29 protein-coding genes are annotated in these 26843 nt (G+C 52.8%); 12 read left to right on the top strand and 17 right to left on the bottom strand.

Annotation, left to right across the window (positions count from 1 at the left end; genetic code table 11):
- Nucleotides 1-23: 23 nt before the first annotated feature.
- The 12 genes from HS100_16565 (at nucleotide 24) to HS100_16510 (ending at nucleotide 14055) form a co-directional block, all read left to right on the top strand.
- Nucleotides 24-1511, top strand: a complete 1488-nt coding sequence (locus tag HS100_16565; protein MBE7435530.1) for a long-chain-fatty-acyl-CoA reductase — start codon at nucleotides 24-26, stop codon at nucleotides 1509-1511.
- Between the two features lie 12 nt (nucleotides 1512-1523).
- On the top strand, nucleotides 1524-2918 hold the full coding sequence (locus HS100_16560) for a hypothetical protein (GenBank protein MBE7435529.1): 1395 nt from the start codon (nucleotides 1524-1526) through the stop codon (nucleotides 2916-2918).
- Between the two features lie 4 nt (nucleotides 2919-2922).
- Nucleotides 2923-3474, top strand: a complete 552-nt coding sequence (locus HS100_16555) for a hypothetical protein (GenBank protein ID MBE7435528.1) — start codon at nucleotides 2923-2925, stop codon at nucleotides 3472-3474.
- Between the two features lie 68 nt (nucleotides 3475-3542).
- Nucleotides 3543-5288 (top strand): hypothetical protein, encoded by a 1746-nt coding sequence (locus tag HS100_16550; protein MBE7435527.1) that lies wholly within the window; start codon nucleotides 3543-3545, stop codon nucleotides 5286-5288.
- Nucleotides 5285-7783, top strand: coding sequence for a type IV secretion system DNA-binding domain-containing protein (locus HS100_16545; GenBank protein ID MBE7435526.1), 2499 nt, complete (start codon nucleotides 5285-5287; stop codon nucleotides 7781-7783). Before HS100_16550 ends, HS100_16545 begins: the two co-directional genes overlap by 4 nt.
- A 124-nt stretch (nucleotides 7784-7907) precedes the next feature.
- A complete protein-coding gene (locus HS100_16540; protein MBE7435525.1) occupies nucleotides 7908-8249 on the top strand; it encodes a hypothetical protein in 342 nt (113 codons plus the stop codon).
- Between the two features lies 1 nt (nucleotide 8250).
- Nucleotides 8251-8418, top strand: a complete 168-nt coding sequence (locus HS100_16535) for a hypothetical protein (GenBank protein MBE7435524.1) — start codon at nucleotides 8251-8253, stop codon at nucleotides 8416-8418.
- A 9-nt stretch (nucleotides 8419-8427) separates the two neighbouring features.
- Entirely contained in the window at nucleotides 8428-10548 is a 2121-nt protein-coding gene (locus HS100_16530) for a hypothetical protein (GenBank protein MBE7435523.1), read from the top strand.
- Between the two features lie 23 nt (nucleotides 10549-10571).
- Nucleotides 10572-11120: a hypothetical protein gene (locus HS100_16525; protein ID MBE7435522.1), complete on the top strand. Its 549-nt coding sequence runs from the start codon at nucleotides 10572-10574 to the stop codon at nucleotides 11118-11120.
- 150 nt (nucleotides 11121-11270) lie between these two features.
- Nucleotides 11271-12110, top strand: coding sequence for a hypothetical protein (locus HS100_16520; protein ID MBE7435521.1), 840 nt, complete (start codon nucleotides 11271-11273; stop codon nucleotides 12108-12110).
- Between the two features lie 120 nt (nucleotides 12111-12230).
- On the top strand, nucleotides 12231-12914 hold the full coding sequence (locus HS100_16515) for a response regulator transcription factor (protein MBE7435520.1): 684 nt from the start codon (nucleotides 12231-12233) through the stop codon (nucleotides 12912-12914).
- 10 nt (nucleotides 12915-12924) lie between these two features.
- Complete coding sequence (locus tag HS100_16510) at nucleotides 12925-14055, top strand: HAMP domain-containing histidine kinase (protein ID MBE7435519.1); 1131 nt, start codon at nucleotides 12925-12927, stop codon at nucleotides 14053-14055.
- Nucleotides 14056-14283: 228 nt separating this feature from the next.
- Here HS100_16510 and HS100_16505 read toward each other — a convergent pair whose 3' ends face one another.
- The 17 genes from HS100_16505 to cadA form a co-directional block, all read right to left on the bottom strand.
- Nucleotides 14284-14571: a hypothetical protein gene (locus tag HS100_16505; protein ID MBE7435518.1), complete on the bottom strand. Its 288-nt coding sequence runs from the start codon at nucleotides 14569-14571 to the stop codon at nucleotides 14284-14286.
- Nucleotides 14572-14580: 9 nt separating this feature from the next.
- Nucleotides 14581-15576 carry a c-type cytochrome gene (locus HS100_16500; protein ID MBE7435517.1) on the bottom strand — a complete coding sequence of 332 codons (996 nt, stop codon included), beginning with the start codon at nucleotides 15574-15576 and terminating at the stop codon, nucleotides 14581-14583.
- The gene (locus HS100_16495) at nucleotides 15573-16925 is read right to left on the bottom strand and encodes a 4Fe-4S binding protein (GenBank protein MBE7435516.1); all 1353 of its coding nucleotides are present in this window, start codon (nucleotides 16923-16925) and stop codon (nucleotides 15573-15575) included. The genes HS100_16500 and HS100_16495 overlap by 4 nt, the downstream gene beginning before the upstream one ends.
- Nucleotides 16903-17382 carry a cupredoxin domain-containing protein gene (locus tag HS100_16490; protein ID MBE7435515.1) on the bottom strand — a complete coding sequence of 160 codons (480 nt, stop codon included), beginning with the start codon at nucleotides 17380-17382 and terminating at the stop codon, nucleotides 16903-16905. The genes HS100_16495 and HS100_16490 overlap by 23 nt, the downstream gene beginning before the upstream one ends.
- Before the next feature lie 4 nt (nucleotides 17383-17386).
- Nucleotides 17387-17833 carry a hypothetical protein gene (locus HS100_16485; protein MBE7435514.1) on the bottom strand — a complete coding sequence of 149 codons (447 nt, stop codon included), beginning with the start codon at nucleotides 17831-17833 and terminating at the stop codon, nucleotides 17387-17389.
- Between the two features lie 124 nt (nucleotides 17834-17957).
- On the bottom strand, nucleotides 17958-18257 hold the full coding sequence (locus HS100_16480; protein MBE7435513.1) for a heavy-metal-associated domain-containing protein: 300 nt from the start codon (nucleotides 18255-18257) through the stop codon (nucleotides 17958-17960).
- A 12-nt stretch (nucleotides 18258-18269) separates the two neighbouring features.
- Nucleotides 18270-18473 (bottom strand): YHS domain-containing protein, encoded by a 204-nt coding sequence (locus tag HS100_16475; GenBank protein MBE7435512.1) that lies wholly within the window; start codon nucleotides 18471-18473, stop codon nucleotides 18270-18272.
- A 150-nt stretch (nucleotides 18474-18623) separates the two neighbouring features.
- A complete protein-coding gene (locus tag HS100_16470; protein MBE7435511.1) occupies nucleotides 18624-20237 on the bottom strand; it encodes a multicopper oxidase domain-containing protein in 1614 nt (537 codons plus the stop codon).
- A 149-nt stretch (nucleotides 20238-20386) separates the two neighbouring features.
- A complete protein-coding gene (locus HS100_16465) occupies nucleotides 20387-20956 on the bottom strand; it encodes a DoxX family protein (GenBank protein ID MBE7435510.1) in 570 nt (189 codons plus the stop codon).
- Between the two features lie 149 nt (nucleotides 20957-21105).
- Nucleotides 21106-21315, bottom strand: a complete 210-nt coding sequence (locus HS100_16460; protein ID MBE7435509.1) for a YHS domain-containing protein — start codon at nucleotides 21313-21315, stop codon at nucleotides 21106-21108.
- Nucleotides 21312-21518: a hypothetical protein gene (locus HS100_16455; protein ID MBE7435508.1), complete on the bottom strand. Its 207-nt coding sequence runs from the start codon at nucleotides 21516-21518 to the stop codon at nucleotides 21312-21314. Before HS100_16455 ends, HS100_16460 begins: the two co-directional genes overlap by 4 nt.
- 21 nt (nucleotides 21519-21539) lie before the next feature.
- Nucleotides 21540-21917, bottom strand: a complete 378-nt coding sequence (locus tag HS100_16450) for a cupredoxin domain-containing protein (protein MBE7435507.1) — start codon at nucleotides 21915-21917, stop codon at nucleotides 21540-21542.
- Between the two features lies 1 nt (nucleotide 21918).
- Nucleotides 21919-22569 carry a methyltransferase domain-containing protein gene (locus tag HS100_16445; protein ID MBE7435506.1) on the bottom strand — a complete coding sequence of 217 codons (651 nt, stop codon included), beginning with the start codon at nucleotides 22567-22569 and terminating at the stop codon, nucleotides 21919-21921.
- The gene (locus HS100_16440; GenBank protein MBE7435505.1) at nucleotides 22550-23296 is read right to left on the bottom strand and encodes a prolipoprotein diacylglyceryl transferase; all 747 of its coding nucleotides are present in this window, start codon (nucleotides 23294-23296) and stop codon (nucleotides 22550-22552) included. Before HS100_16440 ends, HS100_16445 begins: the two co-directional genes overlap by 20 nt.
- Entirely contained in the window at nucleotides 23296-23847 is a 552-nt protein-coding gene (locus HS100_16435) for a TlpA family protein disulfide reductase (protein MBE7435504.1), read from the bottom strand. Before HS100_16435 ends, HS100_16440 begins: the two co-directional genes overlap by 1 nt.
- A complete protein-coding gene (locus tag HS100_16430) occupies nucleotides 23847-24161 on the bottom strand; it encodes a thioredoxin family protein (GenBank protein ID MBE7435503.1) in 315 nt (104 codons plus the stop codon). Before HS100_16430 ends, HS100_16435 begins: the two co-directional genes overlap by 1 nt.
- A 6-nt stretch (nucleotides 24162-24167) precedes the next feature.
- Nucleotides 24168-26804, bottom strand: coding sequence for a cadmium-translocating P-type ATPase (cadA, locus tag HS100_16425; GenBank protein MBE7435502.1), 2637 nt, complete (start codon nucleotides 26802-26804; stop codon nucleotides 24168-24170).
- Nucleotides 26805-26843 lie beyond the last annotated feature (39 nt).

Here is a 26843-nt window from a genome sequence, read left to right as displayed (position 1 = left end):
TATCTTTTTGTATCCTCACGTGTATGTCATCACTAACAGAACAACCCATCCAAATCCCTTTCATCCTGCGCGGGCAGGAAGTCACTGCAAAGGATCTGTTGTACCAAAGCCGGGACAGAAAGAATCAGTTCCTTTATCCCGACCCGCGTCCCCTGCTTGACCGGATCGTGCTTTCGAATCCAGTACAACTCCAGCGTGACTTTGCCTCCATACATGTTGGCGAGATCATCGACTTTCTTGCCGAAGCGGGCAAAGCCATGACCCTTAATCATGCCCGCATGGAACAGGCTTGTCGTTTCAGCGTGCCGTTCAGCGCCCTGCCGGAGTCCATCGTCCGCGGCAGCTATGACCTGATCCCGGTTGTGTTTTCGAAGATCGCGTTGCGCACGATGGTCGAGAATGAAATCGGCTCGAACTATCTGGACGGCTGGGTCGAGATGCCGTATGCGGACAAGGTCGCAAGGCGACGCGCCTACGGCGCGCGTACCCTGCATTTCATCTCCGGCAATGTGCCGGTTGTGGCCGCCCTGAGCATCGCCCGCGCCGCCTTGATCAAGTCGGACAATATCATCAAGATCACGCCAAACGATCCGCTCACCGCCTCTGCAATCGTCGGCGCGATGATGGATGTCGATCCGAACCATCCCGTCACCAAACATTTCTCGGTCGTGTATTGGTCGAAGGAACTGCACGACTTTGAGCATGAACTGATCCAACCACGCTATCTGGAAAAGATCATCTCCTGGGGCGGTGCCCTGGGTGGAGTCAACTCGACCCTCAACCACGGCAACTTGCAAGCCTCCGGCATTGATGTCATTGCCTTGGGTCCAAAGTTCAGCATTTCCATTTTGGGACGTGAAGCTTTCCAATCCAGTGCGGAGATTGAACAAGTTGCCATGCTTACCGCCAAGGATGCCGGCTCCTTCAACATGGAGTCCTGCGGTTCGTCGCGTTTCCATTTTGTGCAGGCGTCTCCGGGTCAGGCGATGGAATATGCCCGGCACTTGTACGACCACATGCAGCACCAAGACCCATCCTTGAGCGCCCTACCGAAGCATTTCCCGGCAGACTTGCGCGATGAGATCAATGCCGCCCGCGCCCAGGATGATTTCTATTATGTCGTCGGCGGGGATAGGAACGAAGGCGCTGTAGTTGTAAGTCTGACCGGCGACCTGCCCGATTTCTTCCCCATCCACAAAGTTGTAGTAGTCGTCCCCTTCGAGGATCCCATTCAGCTTGTGGATCGCATCCATCCTTCCACACAGACGGTTGGCATCTACCCCGAAACTCTCAAGAAGCCATTACGTGACCTCCTGGTGGCGCGCGGCGTTTGCCGCTTCATTTCCATCGGACATACCGTGGAGTATTCCATCGGTGGTCCCTTCAATTCAACCGAGATCATGCGGCGCGCCTGCCGCTGGATCCTGGATGAACGTTTTCCATCCAAATGGGAACTGCCCGGTTTCTATCTGCGCAAAGCCTGGCAGATCTTCAAACATCATATTTTTTAGGAGATTCATTTCATGACCAACTCTATTCTTTCGGGCACGCCCGAATCCTGGACGCGCCTGCCGGTCCAGACCTTGTTCTTGCTTTCCAAACCGGAATTGGATGATTTGCAATTGCATTGGGCGCAAACCCGCTTTCAACAATTGCAGGAGCGCATTCCCGCCCTGGATGCTTTGGCGGAAAAGCAGGGCGTGAAGATCATCACCGACTTCGAGACTCTTGCAACCATCCTCTTCACCCATCAGGTTTACAAGAACTATCTTATTGCCTTCATCGAGCGCAAGTTGTTTACCGAGTTGACGCGCTGGCTGAACAAGTTAACGGCGCATGACCTCAGTGGCTTGGACATGCGCAGCGTGGATACCATCGACGAATGGCTGACGCGTTTGGATGAAGCCGGCATGTTCGTCTTTCACTCGACCGGCACGAGCGGCAAGTTGAGTTTCTTCCCGCGCAGTCAAACGGAAAAGGAAGCCTGGGTCGAAGGCACGTATACCTTCCTCGAAGCCTTCATGCCAGGCATTCGCAATCTCCATCTGCCTGTCTTCTGGCCCGCCTATCGCAGCGGGCGGCAGGCTTCCATGCGCTTGATCACCCACTTCGGTCCGGCGCTGGCGGGGAGTGAGGCGGAGTATCACAGCCTGTTCAACGCGCCTATGTCGGCGGATTTCATGTCGCTCGCCATGCGTATGAAACATGCCCAGGAACACGGAGACCTGACGGCGATGGATACGATCAAAGCCATCTTCAAAACGAAGGGCGAGATCGTTACGCTCAAGGCACGCAAGGCAGGTCTCACTAAAAGTTTCTTCGACAAGATGGTGCGCGAGTATCGCGGTCGGCGGGTCTTCCTGATGGCTTCCGCCACGGATCTCTTGGATGTGGCGGTGGAGGGCTTGGCTGCCGGACAGGAGAAAGTCTTTGCGTCCGACTCGGTTCTTTTGACGGGCGGTGGTTTCAAAGGACGCCAGACCATTTCGGATTGGAAGGACATCCTCAAAAAGTTTTACGGTGTCGATCAGGTCTTCATGTCCTATGGCATGACCGAACTCAACACCTATAACATCGCCTGTTCCAAGGGTGTTTATCATGTCTTTCCGTGGAATATTCCGATGGTTCTTGGAAATGACGGTACGCCTTTACCGCGTATCGGGGTGCAGACCGGACGCGCCGGCTATTTTGATCTGCTTGCCCAAACCTATTGGGGAGGCATCCTGACCGGTGACCGCATCACGGTTCACTATGACGAGGAATGCGGCTGCGGCTGGAAGGGTCCGTGGATCGAAGACAACGTACAGCGCTTCAGCGAACTGATGGGCGGCGAGGACATCATTTCCTGCGCCGGGGTACAGTCTGCCTACAGTGACTTCATGGAATACATCGCCGCCGATGTGCCGGAAGGAGAATAGGCAAATGGATATCGCCGCTCTGACCATGTTGGTCTTTGGCATGGTGATCGTGGGGTCCGGTCTGACCGGGTTACTCGCACCGCAACTTCTTTTGACTGTGTTGGGTATCACGGATACCGGTTCTGCCACTCTACTATTTCTGATGGCGACCTCCCAGGCGTCGCTGGCAATGGGACTGTATTACATTCTGGCATCCGTCAACGGAACGCGCATCTTCTTTCATTGGAGCGTGCCTTTGCGGATCATCAACTTCATCGTGTTTGCCGCCCTGATCCCGCTGGGCATCGCGCCGATGCAATGGCTGCTGGTGGCAGGGCTCGAACTGGCAGGCGCATTGGCAACAGCGATTGCATTGGCTTCCAAAAGCGACTTCACATACAACCCGTTCCATGTAGTACGGATTGCCAGCCTGACTCTGGCTTTGATTGGAGGCGTCCTCGCGTTCAAGCCATTTGGTATCTATGGCAGCGCTTCCGCCTTCCTGTTGATTTCCAGCGCCGGCATGATCTACACCTATCGCCGTTTCGCGCGTGTGATCCCGGATCCATCCCGATAAAACAATCCTGCCTACCCTTAGCGACACGGACGGAACACCCGTCCGTGTCTTTTTGTATCATGCCGTCCATGCCTGAACCTCAAGATCAATTCGTTGCCTCGATAGCCTCCGAAGCCGTGGAAGTGTTGGAAGATCATCTGCTCTTTCCGGGTGGGTATCTATTGCCGCTCTCCGCGCGCGGAACGGGTGTACCGGGAATGACAGATCGCCCCTGGTCGCGTTTGACCTCGGATGTCTTTTATCCCAATCTGCCGGTGATGTATTCCTTGTCCATGCGCCGTGAACCGCCGGATGTCCTGCGTGGATCATTACGCGCGCGTCGCACGCTTTTCGAGGGTTTCATGATGGCGCTGGCAGAGAAGACCGGTCGCCGACCATCAATGGCGGAACGCTCCGCCGACCATGCAATGGATGCGGCGGAGTCGGAACTGACCTTTGGCAAGCCGGCCTTCAAGATCGCCCTGATGAGCGCACTCTTTGTCGAGCGCAATCGTTTCGAAGAAGCAGAGGCTGCACGCAGAGTCATTGAATCGAATTTGCGCGCAAGAGGACTTACTGCACAGAGACTCTTCTATATTGCAGAACGCGCCCTGCATCATTTCCAGCCGGGCGGAAAATTGTTTCCCGGATTGGATGAGCCGACTTTGTTCCTCGAAGAGACTCTGCCTTTGATGCCTGCACCATCCAGACAGGTCATGCCGGTGGACGATTCGGTCTGGATCGGAACGCATGCCCGCGATGGACGTGACATCCATTTCTCTTTTTCCAAGGGACTCGATCCGGCTGTCCCACCACCTCCCCATGCAACAACATTGATCCTCGGTGAACCAGGTGCGGGCAAGACCAGTCTCCTGCGCTGGATCATGTTGCAGCGTTTGTTACAGGGACGCACGGTTATTTCCATTGATCCCGAAGGGGAGAACAATAAACTCTGTGAAGCAGTGGGCGGCAGGGTTGTACCGGCTGGTATTCCCGAAGACAAGGAAACCTGCCTCATTCACCCCTTGCAAGGAGAGAACCCGGCAGAGTTGTTGCTGGCTGTCCGTTTCCTGATCGCATCTCTTGCTGGAGAGTCGGTCTTATCGCCCGGTGTGCAAGCTGCCTTACATGAAGCGGTAAAGAGACGTTGGGATCGTAGACCCGGTGCGATGACCATTGCGGAATTCGTGGAGACCCTGGGAACGATCAACGTTCCCGAAGCCGCCATGCCTTTGGCATTGTTACGTCCTTTTATGCGCGGTGGTTTATTTGAAGGTTTCTTCGATAGACCCAAGGCACTTCTCTCTCCTCATTTTCCTGCCGGTCAGTGGTGGAACTTCGATCTCTCCTCCCTACGTGAAGAGAATCGTGCCATTGTGCATGCGGTGTTGGCATGGTTTTTGTATCATGCGGTTACGGTCGGCAAGCAGCCAATGGATATCTTCATCGACGAAGGCTGGCGTCTGTTGCGCAGTGGTCCTTTCACCGACCTGCTGGATGAATTGGGTAGGCGTGCGCGCAAGCGTGGTGTCGGCGTGACACTAATCACTCATCTTCCAGCCGACCTGATGAAGAATCCGACTTCGCTGAGTCTCGCATCTACAGCCTTCATCGGTCGGCTTGGTCCTGATGAAGCCTTCGCCTTCTATCGTTCCCTCGGCGTTCCAGAAAGCGAAGCACGCAAGAATGCTGAGACTACTTCACGTTTGCCTCCGCGAGTCTTTCTTGCTGCTCCATCTGCGGGACGTGGCGCCTTGTTCCCGGTATTGGTCTCTATTCCTCCAGCATGGATCCAGTTCTGGAAGCAGCTTGGGGCAACAGGAGTCTCACGATGATTTATCCAAAGAGCGGGTACATGCACCCGCATGGCGGGTATGTATGTATTCACTGCGGATACGAACACGCCACGACTCCAGATCAATGTCCACTCTGTAATGGTGAATGGCAGGGATGGGAACTGCTCTTTGCGCCACACGCATTGGATGACCTGCGCGCGCAGGTCATGGGCTGGATCGCGCAACTGCCGTTTCCTTCCATGATGGAATGGAAGGCCTCCCCCAAAGGCTTGCGTGTAGTATTGTATCTGCCGCCGGACAGCGCCGAAGGCGTCGTGCAGGCCTGGTCCGCCATGACCGGGCAGCATTCGCGCTGGCGCAGTCTGGGCATGGTGAAGGTTCAAACCGATGGATATGCCTTGCATCCCTCCAACCGCTTGCCCTCCCTGATCGCCTCCGCCAAGGACAGCGATCCCTTGCTTGCCATTGGCAGCCGGTTGATCAGCACCGCAAGGGGAGGGCATGATGCCAGTCTACGTTTGTGGTTGCTCGGGAATGAAGATCAACTGCAGGAAAAGTTGCGCAGCCTGTCTTCTTACTCGTATGGCACGGAAGGCGGCGTCGGCAATGACACACCCAATTCATGGGGCCTGCAACTGGACTTCCTGCGCGCCGGGCTATTTCTAGGGATGATCATGGCTGGCATCAGCGGTGGTATTTTGTTCGCCGGTTGGTTCAATCCCTTTGGGGTCTCCATGTTCGTGATCGCCGGCATCACGATCTGCCTTGCTTCGGCACTTGGTATTCGAGACTGGCTCGCCTGGAGATCGATCCCCAAGGAAGTTGTGGAGAGACGGATACAGGAGCCGTTGTTGAAGGTTGCCTTTTCCATGTCCGAGCCGATTAGTCTCCCACTATTGGCTGGAGAACAATCGTGGCAACCCATTGAATCAGTCTGGCCTGCAATCCAGAAACACACCTTCCCATTACCAGCTGGCGAACTTGCCGGACTCATTGCCCCGCTGCAACTAGGAGAAGGATCGGGCTTGTTGGACCGCGCTGTCTGGCAGGAAGTGCCGGCGCCACCGCCATCACAACCGTTGCTCGAAGCTGGTTTCAAGATCGGGCAGAGTGTCGCGACCAGCGCGCTGGTCGGGGTCGATCCGGATGGACATGGTCTTGCGACAGGAGGTAGCCGTTCGGGTAAATCTTCCTTTGTGTATTCCATGCTGGAGCAGTTGATCGCCAAAGGTGATGATGCGCCAGGCATTTTTCTGGTCGATCCACATGTGTCGCTGGCAGATGCCTTTCTCGATGCGATTGCTCAATTGCCGGGGGAACAAAAGCAAAAAGCAATCAAGAGATTACGTGTCATCACCCCGGACCAGCCGCAGGTCATCCCTTTGAACCTGCTGGCTGTCCCAGATTTCACCTGGGCCGGCAATGCCATCGTGCAGGTCGGTCGGCGTATTTGGGATGACTACTGGGGTCCACGTATGCAGGCGGCACTATTGGGATTATTTCGTCTCGCGCATGTCTGGAACCAGCACCATCCGGAAGCAGGTCTTGGACTCCTGCATATCGTTTTCATGGCCTTCAATAAGAGATGGAGGCACACAGCAATGGCACTGTTACCTCCTGGCGAACGCATGGGCGCCTTGGCGCTCGATGCCTTATTGGGTCAGATCGGGGAGGAGGATAAAAAGAGTCAGAGTTGGATCACGGAGGTGATCAGCCCGGTGCTTTCGAAGGTCATGGCGTTGGAACTCTCGCCGTGGTTGTTCTCCGCCATGCACCAGGAACGCTTCGTGGACCTCAATCAATGGATCGACGAACGCGCCTGGATCGTATTACGTCTGCCTTCCGGTGAAATGGGACGTGAAGGCGCGAGGCTTACAGCAAGTGTGGTGTACAACGTTTTCGATGCCGCCTATCGCAAGGCGACCCTGGAAAAACCTGTGCCTTTTTATTTCATTGTGGACGAAGCCCAGGAGATCGGTTCGGGCATGCGTTTGGAGTCGATGCTTGCAGAAGGCGCGAAGTTCGGCGCGCGCATGTTCGTACTGGCGCAATCTTTATCCATGATGCGCAAGGTGGAAGGGATGGAACCGGTCGTGCAGGCCATGCTCGCCAATACCTCCACGCAGATGTTCTTCTCGCCTGATCCGGAGGATGCAGACTTGATCCGCGCCACGTTGAGTTCTACCGTGCGCTACGGCAATATGACCCTCGATCTGCCTTCCCTGCAGTGTTGGTTACGTGCGCGTATTGGTGGGAGATGGCAGCCACCGACCCTGACGCAAATTAAACCTCTGCCGCGTGCGGATGCTACGAGAGTCAGGATATTGATCGAGGAAGTGATTGCTGCTCATCCCACGGATTATCTGCCCGCGGATGGATGGCAGGAAAAAGCATCGAGTGCGCTGAGGGACATGCTCCCCAGGAATCTGTCCCACCTCCTGGATGAGTTTCTGGCGGTGTGGCTGGAAGAACAGAACAACACCCAGATCCGCCAGCCCGCGCCGGTGGAGGATGAAAGGCGGTTGGGTTTCTGATGACAGCGATGATGTTGCGTTTTCTGTTGGTGGTGTGTGGCGGTTCGCTTGCCTGTGTATTGACGTGCATTGGCGTTATTTATTCCGCCTGGAGAATGTCCCGGCGAGACAATGGATGGGATCGATGAGTGAGTTAAATGTTTTGATCGAGCAAATGGTGTTGGACATCGTAACACAGGCTTATCAGCTCGATGACCTGCGTTTGCGAATGTTCCTGAATTGGCTGGCGGCTCATAGTGGCAGCATGAAGGTCCTCGCAGGCAATGTCCTCGATATGGACATCGCCGTGCTTCGAGGGACAGACTTGCAGGAAGGATTCAAGTCAGCTCTGAAGACCTGGCTGGAGTCCCTGCCGGCGCAGGGCATGCTTTGGGAATACCGCACCATTTCCTTTGAAATTGCCTGGTGGCGCAACCTGGACCCTGTGCGGTTGAAGATGATCGTGGAATCGGAAACTGGGCAGTGAGATGATGCGCTTCCTTGCCGGCCTGGGTGTCGGCATCTTTAGTGGGTATCTGCTGGGACTTGTGATTCCGCTCCAGGTGTTCATGATCGCCTGTCTTGTGCTTCTGGCGTTGGTGATTTTGTTGTTCTTCCTGTTCCATCTCGGCATCCGGGATTTCCAGGAATATTAGGAGTTAGTTATGAAGCGTTATCAATGGATTGGGATAATCCTCTTCCTTCCCATTCTCTTTTTGTGGACATCCGCGTCCACCCATGCAGCGCCTCTGGCGGCGTATTCATTGCCGGAGGGACGCACTTATGACCAGGCTCACAATACTGGCTACATCGACTGGAGTGGTTCTGCCCAGTACGTGTACATTACTCATCGCGATGGATCCTCACTTCCACCCGAGGAAGGTGGCACATTTTGTGGTTCCAATTGTTCCGAGTGGGTCACGCGGCTGGGCAATGGTAGCGTTGCCAGCGGCTCCTTTGACCGCGATGTTTCATACTTCGAGATCATGGTCGGCTTTACGCCTGACTCAAGTGTGGGCAATGCCGTGTTGCGGGCATGTTCCTCTGTGGATACATGGTACTTGCAAACAGGCTCTGGACTCCCAGGGTTTGTGAGTATGGCGATTGCTGTTCCAGCTGGCTGTCGTTCCTGGTCTTTAACCGCATCAGGTGGATATGTGGATTTTCGTTCCATCGACGTGGAATACATCGGTCCACCGTCCACTGCCACACCCACCCCGTCGCGGACACCCACGTTCACACCGACCATAACTCGCACACCGACAGCAACCTTTACACCCAGTCTGACGCCGACGTTGACCTTCACGCCGACCATGACGTACACGCCCACGGCGACCTTCACCAATACGCCGTCGCCCACACCCACTCCGTTGCCGCCTCAAATTACAGGCGTGGTAGTTTGTGATCTATGGGGCGATGCTGGTTGGTGCAGGGGGGATGAAACATTGGAACTCACCGCCAGTGATCCACAGGGATTTGATGTGACGATCACTGGTGATTTGAACGGTCAACCGTTTACCTGTGGCGCTTCCTGTGACTTGCCTTTGCCAGAAGGAACTGGTACAGCCAACTACACTGTGACATCCACCAGTGGGCGAGCTGCGAGTGGTTCGTCCACCTGGCAGCGGGATTGGACGCCACCTGATCTTGAAGTCAGCCTTCCGCCTGTTGATGGCAGGAATGGTTGGTATGTTTCGGAAGTGGACTTGTCTGCTACGGCAACAGATGTGATCTCTGGACTTTCATCCCTGCTGGCAAGCGCTGATGGTGGAGCAAGTTGGATCACTCCACCGATGCACTTCACAGATGGGTCACATGCTGTCCTGATATATGCCAGGGATGTGGCTGGAAATGAAGTGACAGCATCCAGGGTAATCCGCATAGACACGGTTCCTCCGGTCGCTCAAATCACATCCCATTCCAATGGAGAGGTTGTGCAGGGTGATGTACGCTTCGCTGGAAGTTTGGTGGATGGCATGTCCGGTCCGGATGGAGGTGAAGTCTCGGTTGACGGAGGAAATACCTGGCAGGCAGTCTCGATGAGCGCAGGAGATGGCTGGTCTTATATCTGGCATTCCGGTGAAGTGCCCAATGGCGAGTACACCATCCAGATGCGTGGCAGGGATCGCGCCGGCAATGTTGGCGATTTGGTTTCGATTGCGTTGACTGTGGACAATGCCCCGCCCGCCGTGTCCATCACAGAACGGTGGTGGATTTGGGAAAACGGAACTCTGAAGGTTTCCCCCAATCACTTTCCGATTGCCAGCATCCAGGTGACCATCCGTGATCCGCGAAAGCGTTGGAAGGAGTTGGTGTTGGACTTTGATCCCGGCAGGAATTCCTATGTAGTGAAATGGGATCGGCGCTTTGGGGATGGAACGTTGGCGCCAGTTGGGGAATACCCAGTTCTGGCAGAAGCTTGTGATGTAAATGGGTTATGCGGACAGGATGCGGGCAGGATCGTGATCCCAGAGGTGGCAACATTGACTGCCACTCTGACTCCATCTCCAACAGCGACCAGCACTTTGATGCCTTCGATAACGCCGGTGGCAACACAAATACCGCCAACAACGACCTTGGTATTGAGCACACCTGTACCAGAGGAGATAACTGAACCTGCTCAGTCCTCCCTGCCACTTTGGCAGATCATTGGCTTGTTGGGATTGTTTATGGTGATCGCGTCTGCCAGTGTAGTTGACCCTCGCCCCAAAGCGCTGGAAAGATTGGGTGAAACGTTCAGGAACATGTCTGAAAGCTCAAAAGACGAATCTATTAATAACAAATAACGAAAAGGAAAAGGAAAAGAAAAATGGAAATACTTCTTGCTATTGTGGTGGCATCCGCCGTGATCTTCTTTGGCGCATTGATCAGTATGGGAAACGAACGCCAAAGACGGGCATTAGACAACTTGCGCGAACAGGTCTTTTTATGGGCTGTAAATGATTTGCAGATCAAGAGAGAGAAATTGGCGCGTGATGTCAAGGTTGAACATCCGTTGGGCTGGTTCAAAAATGTGATTTCAAAAACATGTAACCTTGAAGGAGATTTTCAGTTAGTTGAAGTCTTTGAAAGTCCTGCAGTGATGGTATGCACCTATTCCGAATCAGGAAAAAATATTATCCTGACACCATTATCTCCTGATGCAATACGCAGGCTGGCGTATAAGAATCATAGTCGGATAACCAAATTTGCCGATGGAAATCCATTATTGACCCTTCCGCGCAACGTCGCGGTGAAGGAAGTATCTGTGTTGAATGGCGGTTTTCTTTTTGATCTGGAATTACCACTTGCATGGAAGGGGCTGACTGGACGGGATGTACTACATATGGATCGTTTATGGGTGTATGCGTTGCCCTAGTTACTGCACCTGGGTTAGCTTCCTGCCGACCGCTCGAATAACCTTTACCATATCTTTATAGTCGCTTTACACCCTTTTCAACCACCAATCCTATACTGGTGTCATAAAACAACACACAACCGTGTGAAACATCAAAATAGGAGATTATCCATGAACAAAACTTTAAGTATGACCCTGACCGTTATTGCAGTCATTGCGCTGGCTGCAGTCGTCTTCTTCGCGGGGAGCATGTATGCCCGCGCGAACGCCTTTGGACCGTCCATGATGAGCGGTTACGGTTGGAACAATAACAATGCCTACGGACCTTCCATGATGAATGGTGGCGGACCCAATATGATGGGTGGCAACGGTGGAATGATGAATGGCAGTACTGGAATGGGACCCAACATGATGGGCGGATACGGCTACAATCCCACCAACGTTACTCCTCTCACCATTGACCAGACGAAAGCCGCCGCTGAGAAATATATGGCGAATCTGGATAATTCCGATCTGGAGGTTGCCGAGATCATGATCTTCGATAACAACGGCTATGTGATCGTCAAGGAAATCAGCACGGGGATCGGCGCCTTCGAGTTGCTTGTAGACCCCACTTCGCAGATTGTCTACCCTGAGCATGGTCCAAACATGATGTGGAACCTGAAATACAGCGGACTCAATCACCAATACATGATGGGCGTCAACGGTGGAATGATGGGCATGATGGGCGGCAATAATGGAATGATGAATGGTTGGAACAGCGCCACCCCACTAGATGTCACTGCTGAACTGACAGTCACTCCCGAACAGGCTGTTCAATACGCCCAGCAATATCTTGATACAAATTATGCGGGTGCAACCGCCGCGACTGATCCTGCACAGTTCTATGGTTATTACACTCTTGATTTCGAGAAGGATGGCAAGATCATTGGCATGTTGAGTGTCAATGGCTACAGTGGACAAATCTTCCTGCACACCTGGCATGGGACCTTCATCGAGGAAACCGAGTAAGACTCGGACTCAAACTATAAGATGCGCCGAGATAAGCCATTCGGCGCATCTTAATTTATGCAGGTGAAGTTACAATACTGGCAAACTCCTCAACCAATTATCCAACTATAAGAGTAGCACATGACAAAAATCCTGGTCATCGACGACGAGCCTTCCATCGTCAATCTTGTTACCGCCTATCTCAAGCCCGAAGGCTATGAGATTTACACAGCGACGGATGGTCCGTCGGGTCTTAAGTCTGCCCGTGCTTTCAAGCCCGAACTCATCATCCTGGATATCATGCTTCCTGGCATGGATGGAATTGAACTGCTCTCACGCTTGCGCCGCGAATCAGAAGTGTATGTAATTCTGTTGACCGCGAAAACCGAAGAGACCGACAAGGTTGTTGGTCTTTCCGTTGGCGCAGACGATTATGTGACCAAACCTTTCAGCCCGCGCGAATTGGTGGCACGAGTCAAAGCCGCGATCATGCGCATTCAAACGGGATCAGGTTCAGGGTTCGAAACGAGCGTGCTGTCCTTTCGTCATTTACATATGGATGTTGGCGCACGCATCGTTAAGGTCGATGATCAAGAGATTGAATTGACCGCCATTGAATTCGATTTGTTGAAAACGCTGGCTGAAAACCGCGGCAGGGTACTCACACGCGAGCAGTTGCTGGAGAAAGTATGGGGCGGCGAATACTTTGGCGAAATGCGCGTCGTGGATGTGCATCTCGGACATGTCCGTCAGAAGTTGGGACATGAAGATTTAATCGCGACGGTGCGCGGCGTCGGTTATAGATTTGAAGATGAACCGTTGTAAGTGAGGAATGATGATTGATTATTTCCGACGTCGCTTGGGCGCAAGGCTGTTACTGTCCTATCTTGTAATTATCGTGGTCGGGGTGTTGGTATTGGTGATCGCTAGTCAATTCATCCTGCCAACATCCTTTAACCGCCACATGAATGGAATGATGGATGGCGGCATGGGAATGGGGATGGGTATGAACAATTCGATGGGACAACTGTATGTGGATTTCCGCGCCAGTTTCAACGAAGCCCTGACGTATGCAACGCTGGCAGCCATGCTCGCCGCATCCATTCTCAGCTTATTCTTCAGTCGCAGTGTGATCGCTCCCGTCCATGCCATGTCGCTTGCCACACAACGAATTGCCGACGGGCAATATGACGAGCGCGTGCAAGTCAATGGCAATGACGAACTCGCACAACTTGCAGTATATTTCAATCAGATGGCTGAAAAGCTAAATGAGGTTGAAACCATGCGTCGCCAACTGATCGGTGATGTCAGCCACGAATTGCGCACGCCGCTCACCGCCATCAAAGGTTCGATGGAAGGATTGATGGACGGTGTCCTGCCCGCGACAGACGAGACCTATCAACAGGTCCATGCAGAAGCAGAGCGGCTTAATCACCTCGTAAACGATCTGCAGGAACTCAGCCGCGTTGAAGCCCGCGCCTATCAACTGGATATTCGCCCATTGGATGCTTCCACGCTGGTACGAACGGTGACCAAGCGCCTTTTCCCTCACGCGGAATCAAAACGCATCACACTCGACTTTGAACTGTCTCCTGACCTTCCACATGTTCTGGCTGATGAAGATCGCGCCGTGCAAGTGTTGACCAACCTAACAGGCAATGCTTTGCAATACACGCCAGACGGTGGTAGAGTCACCATTTCCGCAAAGAGGATCAGTAATGCGATCCAATTTTCCGTTCGTGACACGGGGATTGGAATACCGCCCGAACATCTTTCGCACATCTTCGACCGCTTCTATCGCGTGGACAAATCCCGTTCACGTCAGACAGGTGGTGGAAGCGGCATCGGCTTGACGATCGCGCGCGCCCTCATCGAAGCGCACGGCGGACGTATCTGGGTAGAGTCGGCAGGTGAAGAGCTGGGAAGCGTATTCAACTTCACAATACCCATCGCAAAATCAAAATAGCGGCAGGATTGTGCAATCTCGCCGCTATTTTGACTCTTGTGGATTTTATGGAATCCAATTAGACAATACGTTCACGATCATATCTGGATTTTCAGGGTCATTCGTCTTAAGATGAACCGCAAAGTTATGCGGACCGTCCATGCCTGCGTGCATCATAAACACGCTAGACTCGATGATCGTGCTTTCGCCAGGTTTAAGTACCATCGAACCGATGGTCAGTTGAGGAGGTCAGCACCCCTCCACGACTTCAACATATGGGTCTTCCTTGAAACGCAGTGTGCCATCACCCGTATTGGTGACTTTGATGGCGAAAGTCTTCTCGACGTTGAACTTCACATCGCCGTAATCGATCAGTTGCTGATCCACCGCAATGGATGGCGTCCCTCCTCCATTGCCACCGCCTTGGTTGGCAAAGAAAAACGCCGCCGCTGCCAGAAGAATCCCACCGAGTGCGACAAACAACCAGGGGAAATTCTTCTTTCTCTGCTTTTGATACTTCTTATTTTTTTTGCTCATTGAGCCTCCTTACTTTTGATATTCAAACTGGAACGAATAGATGTACGCAATCAGGTCCCAGATTTGTTCTTCAGTAAAAATTACGCCCCACATGGGCATGCCTGTTCCCATGCCACCGCGCAAGATTTTCCCTTGCAATAATGCTGGGCTCGCGCCAAGTATTCGACTTGGATCGGTGAAATCAACAGGGGTTTGCATGACCATATCCGTTGCGCCTTCCATTGTTTGCATGGAGGCTTCGCCCGCTTCGGCAAGGTCGTCGGCAAAGACGCCGTCGCCCGCGCCGTTTTCGCCGTGACACGCCGCACAGTTTTGGGCGTAGAGTTCTTTTCCGTTGGCAAGCGATTCAGGTGTGGTATTGGATTGCCAAAGATAGGCAACTGCATCCCACTTTTGGGATTCGGTTAAGGATGTGTCCGATAAGTCGGTGAAGACCTGGTAGGGGGAGTGAGAAAGATAGTAATCGAGTGATTGGTCGATTGGTAAATTAGCTCCAAGTAATTGACCATTCATTGCTGATGGCTTTTCATTTGGAATAACAGGCGAGTCGTGCGGAGCGTCAATGTCCAGGTCGAGAGAAACGTAGAGGGGAACAGAAGCAGGCTCGGATGAGCCCCCTGCGGTGATGATATCCGAACCGCCTGTTACTTCTATCGTGCCGCGCATGCGCCAGTGATTGAGTCCACACCAACGGGTGCAGAAGAAGGTATAGATCCCAGGCTTGTCGAAGGTCAACGTGATCTCGGTGACTTTGCCGGGGAGGATGTCCACACTTTGCATGTCCATCTGACCGACTGCAAAGCCATGCACAACATCATCGGAGGTGAGTTTCAAATGAAGGGGCTTGCCCGTTTCTGCTTGAATCACATCGGGGTTCCAGCCGCCATCCTCCGCCATGCGGGCGTGGATCAAAGGCGTGCGCGCCCAAAGAAACAATGGAGCACCAACGGCAAGGAGTATCCCTGTGATAATCAGGATGCGTGAGATGAGTTCGGGACGTTTCATAGCAATAACCATAGCATGATGGATGTGGCGACGAAGCAGTAGACGATGACAGGGATTGTGGACGTCCCCGCTTCATTCACCTTTTGGGCTGTTCGCGCCGACCAGACCAATCCTACGACCAGAGCGAGTGTCTGCGCGGGCGCAAGGATCGTGGTGAGCATGGGCTGCCATGCGGCATTTGCGGTGCCAAACAAATTCCAGCCAAGCGCCAGCGGATCGGACAATGCGGCGAGAATGTAAGAAGCATTTGTTAGAACGAAGGATAGACTGAAAGCAACCCAGAACATGAGTCCCAGTGGGATGAGAGCAGTGGAAAGAGACATGAAGCGTTGTTTGAGAGATTGCCTGCCTTTGGTTGTCATAATCCCCAAAGTGAAAAGCCCAGGCAGGACGATAAAGATGATCGCAAGAAAAATTACTGCATACATGAACCATGCGCCTGTACCGACGTTGTATGCCGCGTCTTTGAGTGTGCCCCACGGACCAAGCAACACGCCCGCGTAGATCATGGCGGCGCCAAACATAATGAAGGCTTTGAAGGCTTCGTCGAGTCGCGCTGTCGGTTTGGCAAGGTCAGCAGAGAAAGGGCGTAGGTTGACCGCGATATTGTCGTGCGGGCAGGTGCGGATACATTCCATACAAAGTCCGCAATAGGTGTTCTTGGTCATGCCGCCGGGGAAGACATCCCACGGACAGCCGTAGCCCGCGTCCGAGCCGTTGTAGCAGGGCTTGCCCACACACTTCACGCAAACTTGTTTATCTTTGATGCGTAGTTCGATGGGCGCGGTTTGTGAATACAAGCCGATGAATCCACCCACGGGACAGAGATAACGGCAGAAGGCGCGGCGCTCGAAGATGGCGCTCAGTCCGATTGCGACAAAGAGCATGGCAGCCAGGACAATGCCAGTGATGTTTGGGGTAGTGAGCAGGGCACTGCTAAAGAGAGCCAGAAGGAGAAACGAAATGTTCTGCATCCAGATATTGCGGAACATTTTTGGCACACGGAGATTCAACCATTTCGGTCGTTTATCTGGCGGGGCAAGGATCGCGCCGCGTTGCAGCCATTCCCCTGGAAGCGGGATCGGACAGACCGCGCACCAGCCGCGTCCGAAGAAGGGGACCGCGACGAGAATGAGGATCGCCCACCACGCGATCCAAACAAAGACAATGCTGAAGTTGTGACTGCCGACAGGCGTTCCGATGAGTCCCGCAAGGATGGCAAAGATGTAACCGACCAGCATGACGATAAAGACTGCCAATTGCGGGTAACGGCTTTTGAGAGTGTTCTTTATAAAAGGGATACGGGTAAGTTCGATGCGGTTCATGTTAGGAAGCAATATTTCTTTCATCTTTCTTCTTACTTTGATTCAGGAAAGACGAAAGAGGAAAGAAGCCAATGACTGCAAGAGACGCCAACCCTATTGAGCGATAAAGCCAATCGTTTGTGCCAACGGTTATTTTCCCGATCATGAAGGGATGCATGGCTCCGCAAGTGACGTTACAGCGGAAACGGAAGGAACCGGGTTTGTCGGCAACGAAGGTTAACCTGGCGCTTTGTCCGGGGTCAGCTTCGACGGAAATGTCGTAACCATCCACATATAGCCCATGAACAACATCTGTGCTGACCAGTTTGATGGTCACGGTGTCGCCAGCGTTGACCTTCAGTTCGGAGGGGGAATAGGCATATTGGCGCGCGTCCACCTCAAAGGTCCGCTCCTGAGGCGCAACGGCTGGAACTGGCAGAGGCGCGAACGCGACCACCAGTCCAGCCATCACGAGAAGGAGAAGAGAGAAATGAAGGCGCATGAGATTAGGGGATGTTGGAGGGTCCGTACTTGGAATACGTTGCGTCGATGTAAACCCTGGCATCCTGCGGACTTTTGCCATCCCGCAACATGCGCATCACATCCTGGGTGATGTCCACGCAGATGGAACAGCCGAGGGCATGGTTGTCGAAGGTGATGTTGTTTTTGTCATCGATGTTCGAGACGTAGCAATCGTAATTGGAAGTGTGACCGATGTCGCCGCATCCGCAATAGCAGGGAATGTCCTGCATGATGTCTGGGTTGGCGGTATTGAACTGGTAGGCTTCCTGCACTGCCACAGGCGCGGACTGAACTTCCATTGGCATTTGGTCGAGCGGCATCATGGCAAGATGCGCGTCATCAGGGTTGGAAGTGGAGCAGGCAGAAACCGCAGTAGCGGTCAGCGCCAAAATAACGAGAAGGAAAAGGAACTTTCGGGTCTTTGAAAACATATTGGGTCCTCCGTGTTCGGATGACCCAATAGTAGTCTGACCATTAAGTTATCTCCAGCGCAGTACGGCGGGTGGGGATATACGCCAAATGGCTTATGATGAATGTCATCTGACGAAAGGTCATTTACGATGCTATCACTTGCGCTTGATAATTGTGACGTCCATCGTTCCCTGCTCCAATTACCGCCTGGATCAGCATCTCGGCAGAGACCATATTCTCATCGAAGTAAACTTCCGCCATGCGCATGTTCAACATCACATCAGCGTCATGGACGCCATCCAGTAACAGAAGTCCATTACGTACCCTTGTGGCACAGTTGGGACAGCCCATCCCTGAAACGGACAGCAGGATTCGGTTGGCAGACTGGATGACATGATCCAGCGCGGACTTTTGGATCGGTTCAACGTGACAATTGTCGCTCATAATGGTTTCCTTTTAATTGTGTTGTTTTACGGGATAGTGCTGGACTTTCCTTGCCTTCTCTCCCAATTCGGGCTTGGCAAAGGTTTTTGGGGAACGTTCAAACTGAGCCTGGCATTGCGGACAGCACAGAAAATAGTTCACACCTTCGAACTCGATGGTGATATGGGCTTTGCCGCGATTGACGCGTTTTCCACAGACGGGATCTTTGAATGACATATCGAAACTCCTTGGTTGTGATCTGACGGTTGGATTGTAGAGTCGCTACTGGAATTATTGAAGCGCAGAATGGCTTGATGTAGGAATAAGCAATTCTGCGTATCGCCCTTCTAAAAAAAACAGGCTCCGATTTTTGGAGCCTGTTCCTACTCAACCTTTGATCCTGTAGTTTCGCATCATGCCCGCATCCTCATGTTCGAGATTGTGGCAGTGATAAAGATATATCCCTGTGTAATTCTCGAAGCGCACAAGCACCCGAACGGTTTCGCCTGGCATCACCAGCACGGTATCCTTCCAACCCTCGTCCACAAAGCCGCCGCTCAATTCTTGATACGCGGATTCAAATCCGCGCGCGATCTGCCTCTCAAGCACTTGGAATTGCACGCCGTGGATGTGCATGGGATGCGGCATTTCCATATTCATCATGCCCATTCCCATGCCACCCCCGCTGCCTTCGAGATTGACAAACTCCCAAACTTCCAGGTCGTTCAGCCGCACGATCTCATCCTGCGCCACTGCGTCCATCTCGAACAGGCGGTTGTTGATGGTGTGAACCATGCCCTGCATTGCCAGCCTGAACGAGCGCGGATTGTTTCCATTGACTGCATCGTTCACAGCATGTCGTTCAATCGTGGAGAGTTGCGAGGGCAACGGGTTCACGTCCGCTCCTTTCTCGCCGATCATCAAACGCAGGATGTCGAACGGCGTACCATTTGGCAATCCAGAACTGCCCATCATCCCGCCGCCCATCATGCCGCCTCCACCGCTGAAATCGGTATATGGCAGGCTGACCAATTTCATTTCACTGCCTGCATTTCTTCCGCTGAAATCCGCCCACAACTCCACGCGTTCGCCAGGTCCCATCGTGATGTAGTCGCGGGTCACGGGTGTTTCCAGTAAGCCGCCGTCGGTGGCGATCACGGTCAGGGGTGTGCCATCCTGCCAGGCGAATTTATAGATGCGCGAGTTTGAGCCGTTCAGCAGGCGCAAGCGGTATGCGCTGGCTTTGACATCCAGTGTTGCATTGGGTGAACCATTGACTAAAATCGTGTCGCCCAGAAATCCGATCATCGAATCCATCATGCCGTTTGCCAGATAGACCATTTGGTTTTGCGAATCAAAAATACGATCCTGAATCACCAGCGGCAGATCATACTCGCCCGCAGGCAAACCCAGCGCGGCTTCCTCTTCGTCACTGACGATGAACAAGCCCGCCAGCCCGTAATAGACTTGGGGTCCTGTCAACTGGTGCGGATGAGGATGGAACCAATACATGCCCGCGCGGTTGATCACCTGAAAATCATAGTCAAAACTTTTCCCAGGCGCGACAGCATAGCGCGGATGCCCATCCATCTCTTCTGGAATTTTCAACCCATGCCAGTGGATGATGGTCGGGTCGGGTAATTCGTTGTTCAACCGAACCTGGACTCGTTGTCCCTGTTTCACCCTGAAAATTGGACCCAAATACGAGCCGCTCAACGTTTGGATGAAATCCCCGCCTCCCTCCTTAACCGAAGCCTGATACCGCCAAACGGGCGTTTCCTTCCCCGAAAAAATGGGGAGCGTGCCGCGCCCAGCCGTCAGTTCCGCAGACAGAATCGGAAGATCAGGCAAAGGGGTAAGCGGAGTCGGGAAGACAGGAGCCGCTGTCGGGTTGGTTGAGGCGGACGGGAGAAGTCCGCAGGCGCTGAGGAACGCCCCTCCCGCGCCAAGTCCCATCAGTTTAAGAACGTCTCTCCGCGAAATTTGAGTCGAGTTGGTCATTGTTTTTGCTCCATAATGTATATTCAGGTCGGCAGTATAGTTTGTGCCTATAAAGATAGTGTGAAGAATTCAAAAAGAGAATATCAAGAACGACACCCGAAGTCACCTTCGGATGTCGCTTGAGAAGGAGAGATGCGCCGAACGAAGAATTACTTTTTTTGGAAGATCAATCCAGGTTGCCAGGGTGTGCCAACCTGAACCAGAAGCCAGCGGTCGAGTCCGATCCAGCCTGAGGTTTTCCAGGCAAGGATGAGCAGGATCGAGAGGATCAGGAAGACAGGATTGACAGAAGCCGAGCCCGCCATCATAAAATTCCAATTCATAAAACCGCCAATAAAAGCGGAGAACCAGATGAAGATGCCCAGGATCAGCGCCGCGCCCACCAGCAATTCGCCCACCGCCACGAGTTTGGCGAACCAGACGTAATTGCCGCTGTCCAGCATAAACTGGATGAAATTGCGATACCAGTCGAAGGCGATCAATGGGCGGGCAGGTGCATCGGGAATAACGATGGCGCGCTCCCAGAAGCCCTTCAATGCTTCGCCGCCCTGCATCCAGGCGGGGTTGGTGATCTTGCCCCAACCCGATTCGATCCATTGGTATCCCAGATACAGACGGATGGCAAGCCAGAGCCAGGCAAACGCCTTGCCTTCGAACAGGGTTTTCGTAAAGGGAACATCAGCGAGTTGATATTCCCGGGATAAGGTTTGAGTAGTCATTTTTTCTCCTTTGAGGATGAATTTTGTCTTGCTTTGAACTCATCTTACAACTCCCATGAAATAATCAACAGCGCATTTCGACCTGTTTCGAAATGCGCTGATTTGCTTATGATATTTATCAGGAATGATTTCCTGATTGTCATATTGAATTAATCAAGAGGGTGTTCGATTTCACCAGCCATAAAAGGGTCGGGATTCAAAAGAAATACATCCAAACATGCCTGCGTACAGAAATATATCCTCTCGCCGTGATACTCTGCGCTGGGATATTTGGATGGATCCTTGATTTTTCCTCCACAAGCCGTTATATATTCCGGTTGTGGAGGGGCAGGGAGGATTTCGTTTTGGTCCAACGTCATTGTTTTCCCTTTCCATGATGTTGATTTTCATTCCTGAGCCAGAAGATAGTCACAGCGGTCGCGGTTCCAATCATGCCAGCCAGAACCATCAGACCGGATGCCGAGCCGAATAACATCCTCCATAATACGGCGAAAAAGATCACGCCAATGACAAATGCCGCAATGTAGGAAAGGTTTGGCATATGGATTTTTTCGTGTTTCATTTTTACATGTTCCTTTCGTCATTATTCCACGATCAACTTGCCACGTAACATTCCCATCTGGCATTGGAAGCCATATTCGCCAGATTGTTCGGGGGTGAATTCCAGTGTCACTTGTTCGCCCTCTGGCAGCAAAGCATTCTGATTGAAGTCAGGGAACAACACTTTCTCAGAACACGCTGAACTTTCCTGGCGTGTGAACGTCAACCGCACAGGGCGTCCTTTTTGCACCACGATCACATCGGGTGTGTATCCGCCCTTGACCGTGACTGCCACCTCCTGTGCGCCAGATGCAGATACCGCAACACGCGTCTGCGCCTTGGGGGCAAACCAGAAATACCAGGCGATCAATACGGTCAACGCGATTCCCGAAAGAATCACAAAGATTTGGATTTGAGTCATATCAAGTTCCTTTCATTGCTTGGATGATGGATAACGGACCGAACACCGTGACGAAGTTCTCCGCTTCTTTTATAGACCCGAAGCCTGCCTCTGCCACGAAGCGCGGGATCAAACCGTCGAAGTTATCGGCGGTTTCCTCGAGACGACGCATGTAGGTCGTCATGAAACGTGTCGTTGAAGAATGCGGTGCGCCAAAGTCAAGCACATACAATTCTCCATCTGGTTTGAGCACACGATGGATTTCCTTGAATGCGAGTCGTTTATCGTCCGTGATGAGGTGGTGAATGACCAGGCTGGTGACTACTCTGTCGAAGGTGGAATCAGGATAGGGCAGGGAGGAGGCGAGTCCTTCATCCCATTGAATATCCGAACCGCGAGATTTATCTAGCGCAATTTTCAATACATCAGGGTCGCCATCCACGCCTGTAACCTGCGCGTTCGGATGGATTTTTTTGAGCATGATGGTGAGCGTACCTGTGCCGCAGCCGAGATCGAGAACCTTCATGCCTGGACGAATGTTCGCGTGTTGGATCAACCTTTGTTTAAAAGTTTCCTCGCGCATGACCCATTTGAGCAGAGGATCATACAATGGCGTGAGCCAGCGAAAGCTCAAGGCAGGGATATAACGTTTTTTACCAGATGCTTGCCTCATTTGGTTCGATCCTTTCCCATTGTCTCAACAAGACAATGCAAATAATAAGAACAAGCAACCCCATCACTTGCGCGGCGCGATAACCATCCAGCCAGAGTACACTGTCGCCGCGGAAGGCTTCGAGAAAGACTCGCGCCAGCGCGGAAAGAGAGACGAACTGCGCAAAGCGAATTCCTGGCGCGTGGGCTGGAAGAACTTTTGGAAGCACGAGTGTAAAGATCGCCAGCGCAAGAAAGATTTCATAAAGTTGCGTTGGGTGACGATAATCAGACCACACGTACATTGCCCAGGGGACACGAGACGGCGAGCCGTAGGCATTTCCGCTGAGCAGGTGGGAGACACCAATTGAGATCATGAAGAATGCCAACCCAGGCGTGAGCGCATCCAATGATCGGCGAAACGGAAGTTTCTGACGATATCCATATATCAAGGCTGTGGACATACCGATTAGAAAACCCCCGATGGGAGAAAGCGTGCTTGTGCTCAGCGAGAACAAGCCCAATGGATTTGCCACATAAACTGAGGCGTATTGCGCAGCATAGACAAGCCTTGCTCCGAGAATCCCGCCGAGCAATCCGTACCCAATCAGGTTATTGATTTTCTCCTTGTTTAAACCAAGGCGGGCGGCTTCACGCTCGGTGAATGTTGAGCCGATCCAAAAACCAATGAACAACATCAACAATGGCATTTGAAGCAGGAAGGGTCCAAGTCGAAGGTAAGGGAACATTACTCGCCCTCCCGTAATAGCTCTTCCACCTTGGATTGAATCAATGCCTCGCTCATGGGTCCGCCGACCACAACGGAACGAATTACTCCCTTGCGATCAATGAAGTACGAAGTCGGCAGGGCAGTGATGCGATACAGGTTCCCAGTCGCATTATCGCGGTCGAGCGCGATGGGAAAAGTCAAACCGATTTCTTTTGCAAAATCAGCCGCGGCTTGTTCTGAATCCTGGGCGGTGAGGTTCAAGCCGATCACCACAAAGCCAATGTCCTTGTAACTTCGATACGCTTTTTCGATGGCTGGCATTTCCAGACGGCAGGGTGGGCACCACGATGTCCAGAAGTTGACCAGCACCACCTTGCCGCGTAAATCGGAAAGCGCAACTGTGCTGCCGTCCAACAGGTCGAGGGCGAAGTTGGGCGCAGTGAAGCCTTCTTTGGCAACTGCATCCTGCTGCGCTTTAGGCCGGTCGGGCGAGACGCGCGAGAAAACAGTCCAGAACATTCCGAGAATCAAAGCCCAGGTCATCCACGTGATAAAGCGGGAGTTTTTCATTATGGTGTTCCAGACAGTGATTGCAGTTTTTCCCGCAGCATATGGACAGTGGGAAATCCCTTGACGCCTTCAGGCGTGGAATAGACGCGGCAACTCATCGAATACGTTTCGCGTTCCTCATGCCATAAATCCATACCATCAACACGAAAATGAGGGGAACCGAGGAATTTCAAACGCTCCGCATCTTCATCGGTCTCTACTTTCACCATTTCCACAGAGGCGGAGATTCCCTCCTCTTGTAAAGCAGTCCGAAGACTTTCCAAACCAGCTTCCCAGGAGGGACAACCATCGAAATAGAGAAGTTCAATTTTCATAACAGCTCACTTTACACTAAACTTCGGTCTGAAGCCTCGCAGGCGGTTGGCATTGCCAACTACGGTCACGGATGAGAATGCCATTGCTGCCCCCGCGATCAATGGGCTGAGCAACAATCCAAAGAACGGGAACAATACTCCCATAGCAACAGGGATACCCAACACGTTGTATATAAAGGCGCCAAATAGGTTTTGGTAGATGTTGGTCATGGTAGCGCGGCTGACTTCGATGGCAGTCACCACACCTTTGAGACTGCCCTTGATCAGCGTGATGTCCGAGGCTTCGATGGCGACATCCGTGCCTGTTCCGATGGCGAGACCGACATCCGCTTGTGCGAGCGCGGGGGCATCATTGATGCCATCGCCAACCATCGCGACTTTTTTGTTTTCCGCTTGCAACAGGTGAACGTTGTTTGCCTTATCTTCGGGCAATACTTCCGCCAGCACGCGCGTGACCCCAACCTTGCGAGCAATCGCTTCAGCGGTGCGGCGATTATCGCCGGTGATCATCACAACTTCAATGCCCATACCTTGCAGAGCTTTGATCGCTTCGGCAGAATCTTCCTTGACCGTGTCTGCCACGGCAACAATACCAGCGGCTTTGCCGTCAATTGCGACGAACATTGGGGTCTTGCCATCGTCGGCGAGCGATTTGGATCTATTCTCCAACTCGCCCAGCGCGATGTTCTCTCGGTTCATCAACTTGAGATTGCCAATCAGGATATTTCGTCCTTCAACCTTCGCGGAAACGCCATGTCCAGGGATGGCTTCAAAATCCTGCACATCGGTCAATTCCAGTTTTCGCGCCTGTGCTCCGTCCACAATGGCTTGCGCCAGGGGATGTTCACTGACCTTCTCAACGGATGCCACCAGGCGCAACAACTGATGGCTGTTACCATTCATGGAATTGGTAAGGATGACATCCGTTAACTCAGGCTTTCCCTTTGTAATCGTGCCCGTCTTATCCAACACCACGGTTTGAATGGCTCGCGCAGTTTGCAGGGCTTCGCCAGAGCGGATGAGAATCCCATGTTCCGCACCTTTGCCAATGCCGACCATCAAGCTCATGGGCGTGGCAAGACCCAAAGCGCAGGGGCAGGCAATGATGAGCACGGTTACACTGGTAACGAGTGCATATACCAATTGCGGTTGAGGTCCAATCACGAACCAAATGACGAACGTCCACACGGCGAGAATCATCACGATGGGTACGAAATAACCAGAGATGGTATCGGCAAGACGGGCAATTGGTGCTTTGGAATTTTGCGCGTCCTGCACCATCTTCACGATCTGCGCGAGAGCCGTATCCTTGCCGACCTTCGTGGCGCGGAATTTGAACGCGCCTGTCTTGTTCAAGGTCGCTCCGATCACCTCATCTCCCTGTTTCTTGGAAACTGGCAACGACTCACCCGTCAGCATCGACTCATCCACGGCAGAACTGCCTTCGACGATAACGCCATCCACGGGTATTTTCTCACCGGGACGGACCTGGATCACATCGCCGACCAACACTTCTTCTACAGGCAGATCAAGTTCTTTTCCATTGCGAATCACGCGGGCAGTCTTCGCTTGTAGACCCAACAATTTCTTGATCGCCGCGCTGGATTGTCCCTTGGCGCGTAGTTCAAGTGCCTGCCCCAACACAACCAATGCAATGACAACTGCAACTACATCGTAAAACGGCTCGGATGTCCCTTCAGGAAACACGGACGGAAATGCAATGGCAAACGTTGAATACAACCATGCCGCGCCGGTACCGAGCGCGATCAAGGTGTTCATGTTGGCTGAGCGATGTTTGAAGGCCGCCCACGCACCTGTGAAAAAGTCATACCCGGAATAGAACAACACAGGTAGTGTTGCAACGGCGGAAAGAACCCATGACCATCGGATGGTCTCCATTGACAAATCCCGGATGCCGGGAACGTATTGCGGGTATGCGAATAACAACACCGGAATGGAAACAATTGCCGAGAACCAGAACATTCTCATCAGCCGGATGTATTCACGGGCATGTGCCTCTTCTTGTTTGTCTATTGGCGCGCCAGTCAGCGCAGGACGTGGCTTGTATCCCCAAGCCTCAATGGCTGCATTCAATTGTACAAGGGTTGCCTTTTGGGGGAGATAATCCACGCTCGCTTCCTGTGTGGCAATGTTGACCGTTGCGCTTAATACGCCATCTGTGGACTTCAGTTCATCCTCGATGAACTTCACACAGGAGGCACAACGCAGGTTCTCGATTCCGATTTTGAGATTCGACCCGCCAGGTTGAAACCCCGCCAAGCGGATGACTGCCGCCATTTGCGGAATGTTCACCTTTTTGGAATCATATTCCACCTGCAACACACCCGCACCTGCATTGGTGGTTACTTGATGAACGCCCTCCAGGGCGCGCAAACCAGATTCCAGGGCGGTGACAGGTTTGTAAAACGGCAGATCGGCGACGGGTAGTTCGATGCGGGTGAGCGTCCGTTCGGGATTAAAACCCGTTGTTGCCGAAGTCATCACATAATGGTGCGGGTCGATATCGAACTGTTCCACGCAGGATTGTGAGCAAAAATACAACGTCTGCCCCATGTGTTCGCGCTCGGCGAAGGCACTTTGGGGTTCAATTTCCATTCCACATACAGGGTCACGGACAGTCATGGTTGCCTACCTTTTATAAAGATGCCAATAGTGTATATC

Source organism: Anaerolineales bacterium, from assembly GCA_015075725.1.
Classification (GTDB): Bacteria; Chloroflexota; Anaerolineae; order Anaerolineales; family Villigracilaceae; genus Villigracilis.
This window is presented reverse-complemented; position numbering and strand designations above follow the sequence as displayed.

What these genes read in the sequence shown, in the direction of transcription:
- HS100_16565 (MBE7435530.1), top strand. Translation starts at nt 24, where the DNA reads ATGTCATCACTAACAGAACAACCCATCCAAATCCCTTTCATCCTGCGC.
- HS100_16560 (MBE7435529.1), top strand. Translation starts at nt 1,524, where the DNA reads ATGACCAACTCTATTCTTTCGGGCACGCCCGAATCCTGGACGCGCCTG.
- HS100_16555 (MBE7435528.1), top strand. Translation starts at nt 2,923, where the DNA reads ATGGATATCGCCGCTCTGACCATGTTGGTCTTTGGCATGGTGATCGTG.
- HS100_16550 (MBE7435527.1), top strand. Translation starts at nt 3,543, where the DNA reads ATGCCTGAACCTCAAGATCAATTCGTTGCCTCGATAGCCTCCGAAGCC.
- HS100_16545 (MBE7435526.1), top strand. Translation starts at nt 5,285, where the DNA reads ATGATTTATCCAAAGAGCGGGTACATGCACCCGCATGGCGGGTATGTA.
- HS100_16540 (MBE7435525.1), top strand. Translation starts at nt 7,908, where the DNA reads ATGAGTGAGTTAAATGTTTTGATCGAGCAAATGGTGTTGGACATCGTA.
- HS100_16535 (MBE7435524.1), top strand. Translation starts at nt 8,251, where the DNA reads ATGATGCGCTTCCTTGCCGGCCTGGGTGTCGGCATCTTTAGTGGGTAT.
- HS100_16530 (MBE7435523.1), top strand. Translation starts at nt 8,428, where the DNA reads ATGAAGCGTTATCAATGGATTGGGATAATCCTCTTCCTTCCCATTCTC.
- HS100_16525 (MBE7435522.1), top strand. Translation starts at nt 10,572, where the DNA reads ATGGAAATACTTCTTGCTATTGTGGTGGCATCCGCCGTGATCTTCTTT.
- HS100_16520 (MBE7435521.1), top strand. Translation starts at nt 11,271, where the DNA reads ATGAACAAAACTTTAAGTATGACCCTGACCGTTATTGCAGTCATTGCG.
- HS100_16515 (MBE7435520.1), top strand. Translation starts at nt 12,231, where the DNA reads ATGACAAAAATCCTGGTCATCGACGACGAGCCTTCCATCGTCAATCTT.
- HS100_16510 (MBE7435519.1), top strand. Translation starts at nt 12,925, where the DNA reads ATGATTGATTATTTCCGACGTCGCTTGGGCGCAAGGCTGTTACTGTCC.
- HS100_16505 (MBE7435518.1), bottom strand. Translation starts at nt 14,571, where the DNA reads ATGAGCAAAAAAAATAAGAAGTATCAAAAGCAGAGAAAGAAGAATTTC.
- HS100_16500 (MBE7435517.1), bottom strand. Translation starts at nt 15,576, where the DNA reads ATGAAACGTCCCGAACTCATCTCACGCATCCTGATTATCACAGGGATA.
- HS100_16495 (MBE7435516.1), bottom strand. Translation starts at nt 16,925, where the DNA reads ATGAAAGAAATATTGCTTCCTAACATGAACCGCATCGAACTTACCCGT.
- HS100_16490 (MBE7435515.1), bottom strand. Translation starts at nt 17,382, where the DNA reads ATGCGCCTTCATTTCTCTCTTCTCCTTCTCGTGATGGCTGGACTGGTG.
- HS100_16485 (MBE7435514.1), bottom strand. Translation starts at nt 17,833, where the DNA reads ATGTTTTCAAAGACCCGAAAGTTCCTTTTCCTTCTCGTTATTTTGGCG.
- HS100_16480 (MBE7435513.1), bottom strand. Translation starts at nt 18,257, where the DNA reads ATGAGCGACAATTGTCACGTTGAACCGATCCAAAAGTCCGCGCTGGAT.
- HS100_16475 (MBE7435512.1), bottom strand. Translation starts at nt 18,473, where the DNA reads ATGTCATTCAAAGATCCCGTCTGTGGAAAACGCGTCAATCGCGGCAAA.
- HS100_16470 (MBE7435511.1), bottom strand. Translation starts at nt 20,237, where the DNA reads ATGACCAACTCGACTCAAATTTCGCGGAGAGACGTTCTTAAACTGATG.
- HS100_16465 (MBE7435510.1), bottom strand. Translation starts at nt 20,956, where the DNA reads ATGACTACTCAAACCTTATCCCGGGAATATCAACTCGCTGATGTTCCC.
- HS100_16460 (MBE7435509.1), bottom strand. Translation starts at nt 21,315, where the DNA reads ATGACGTTGGACCAAAACGAAATCCTCCCTGCCCCTCCACAACCGGAA.
- HS100_16455 (MBE7435508.1), bottom strand. Translation starts at nt 21,518, where the DNA reads ATGAAACACGAAAAAATCCATATGCCAAACCTTTCCTACATTGCGGCA.
- HS100_16450 (MBE7435507.1), bottom strand. Translation starts at nt 21,917, where the DNA reads ATGACTCAAATCCAAATCTTTGTGATTCTTTCGGGAATCGCGTTGACC.
- HS100_16445 (MBE7435506.1), bottom strand. Translation starts at nt 22,569, where the DNA reads ATGAGGCAAGCATCTGGTAAAAAACGTTATATCCCTGCCTTGAGCTTT.
- HS100_16440 (MBE7435505.1), bottom strand. Translation starts at nt 23,296, where the DNA reads ATGTTCCCTTACCTTCGACTTGGACCCTTCCTGCTTCAAATGCCATTG.
- HS100_16435 (MBE7435504.1), bottom strand. Translation starts at nt 23,847, where the DNA reads ATGAAAAACTCCCGCTTTATCACGTGGATGACCTGGGCTTTGATTCTC.
- HS100_16430 (MBE7435503.1), bottom strand. Translation starts at nt 24,161, where the DNA reads ATGAAAATTGAACTTCTCTATTTCGATGGTTGTCCCTCCTGGGAAGCT.
- cadA (MBE7435502.1), bottom strand. Translation starts at nt 26,804, where the DNA reads ATGACTGTCCGTGACCCTGTATGTGGAATGGAAATTGAACCCCAAAGT.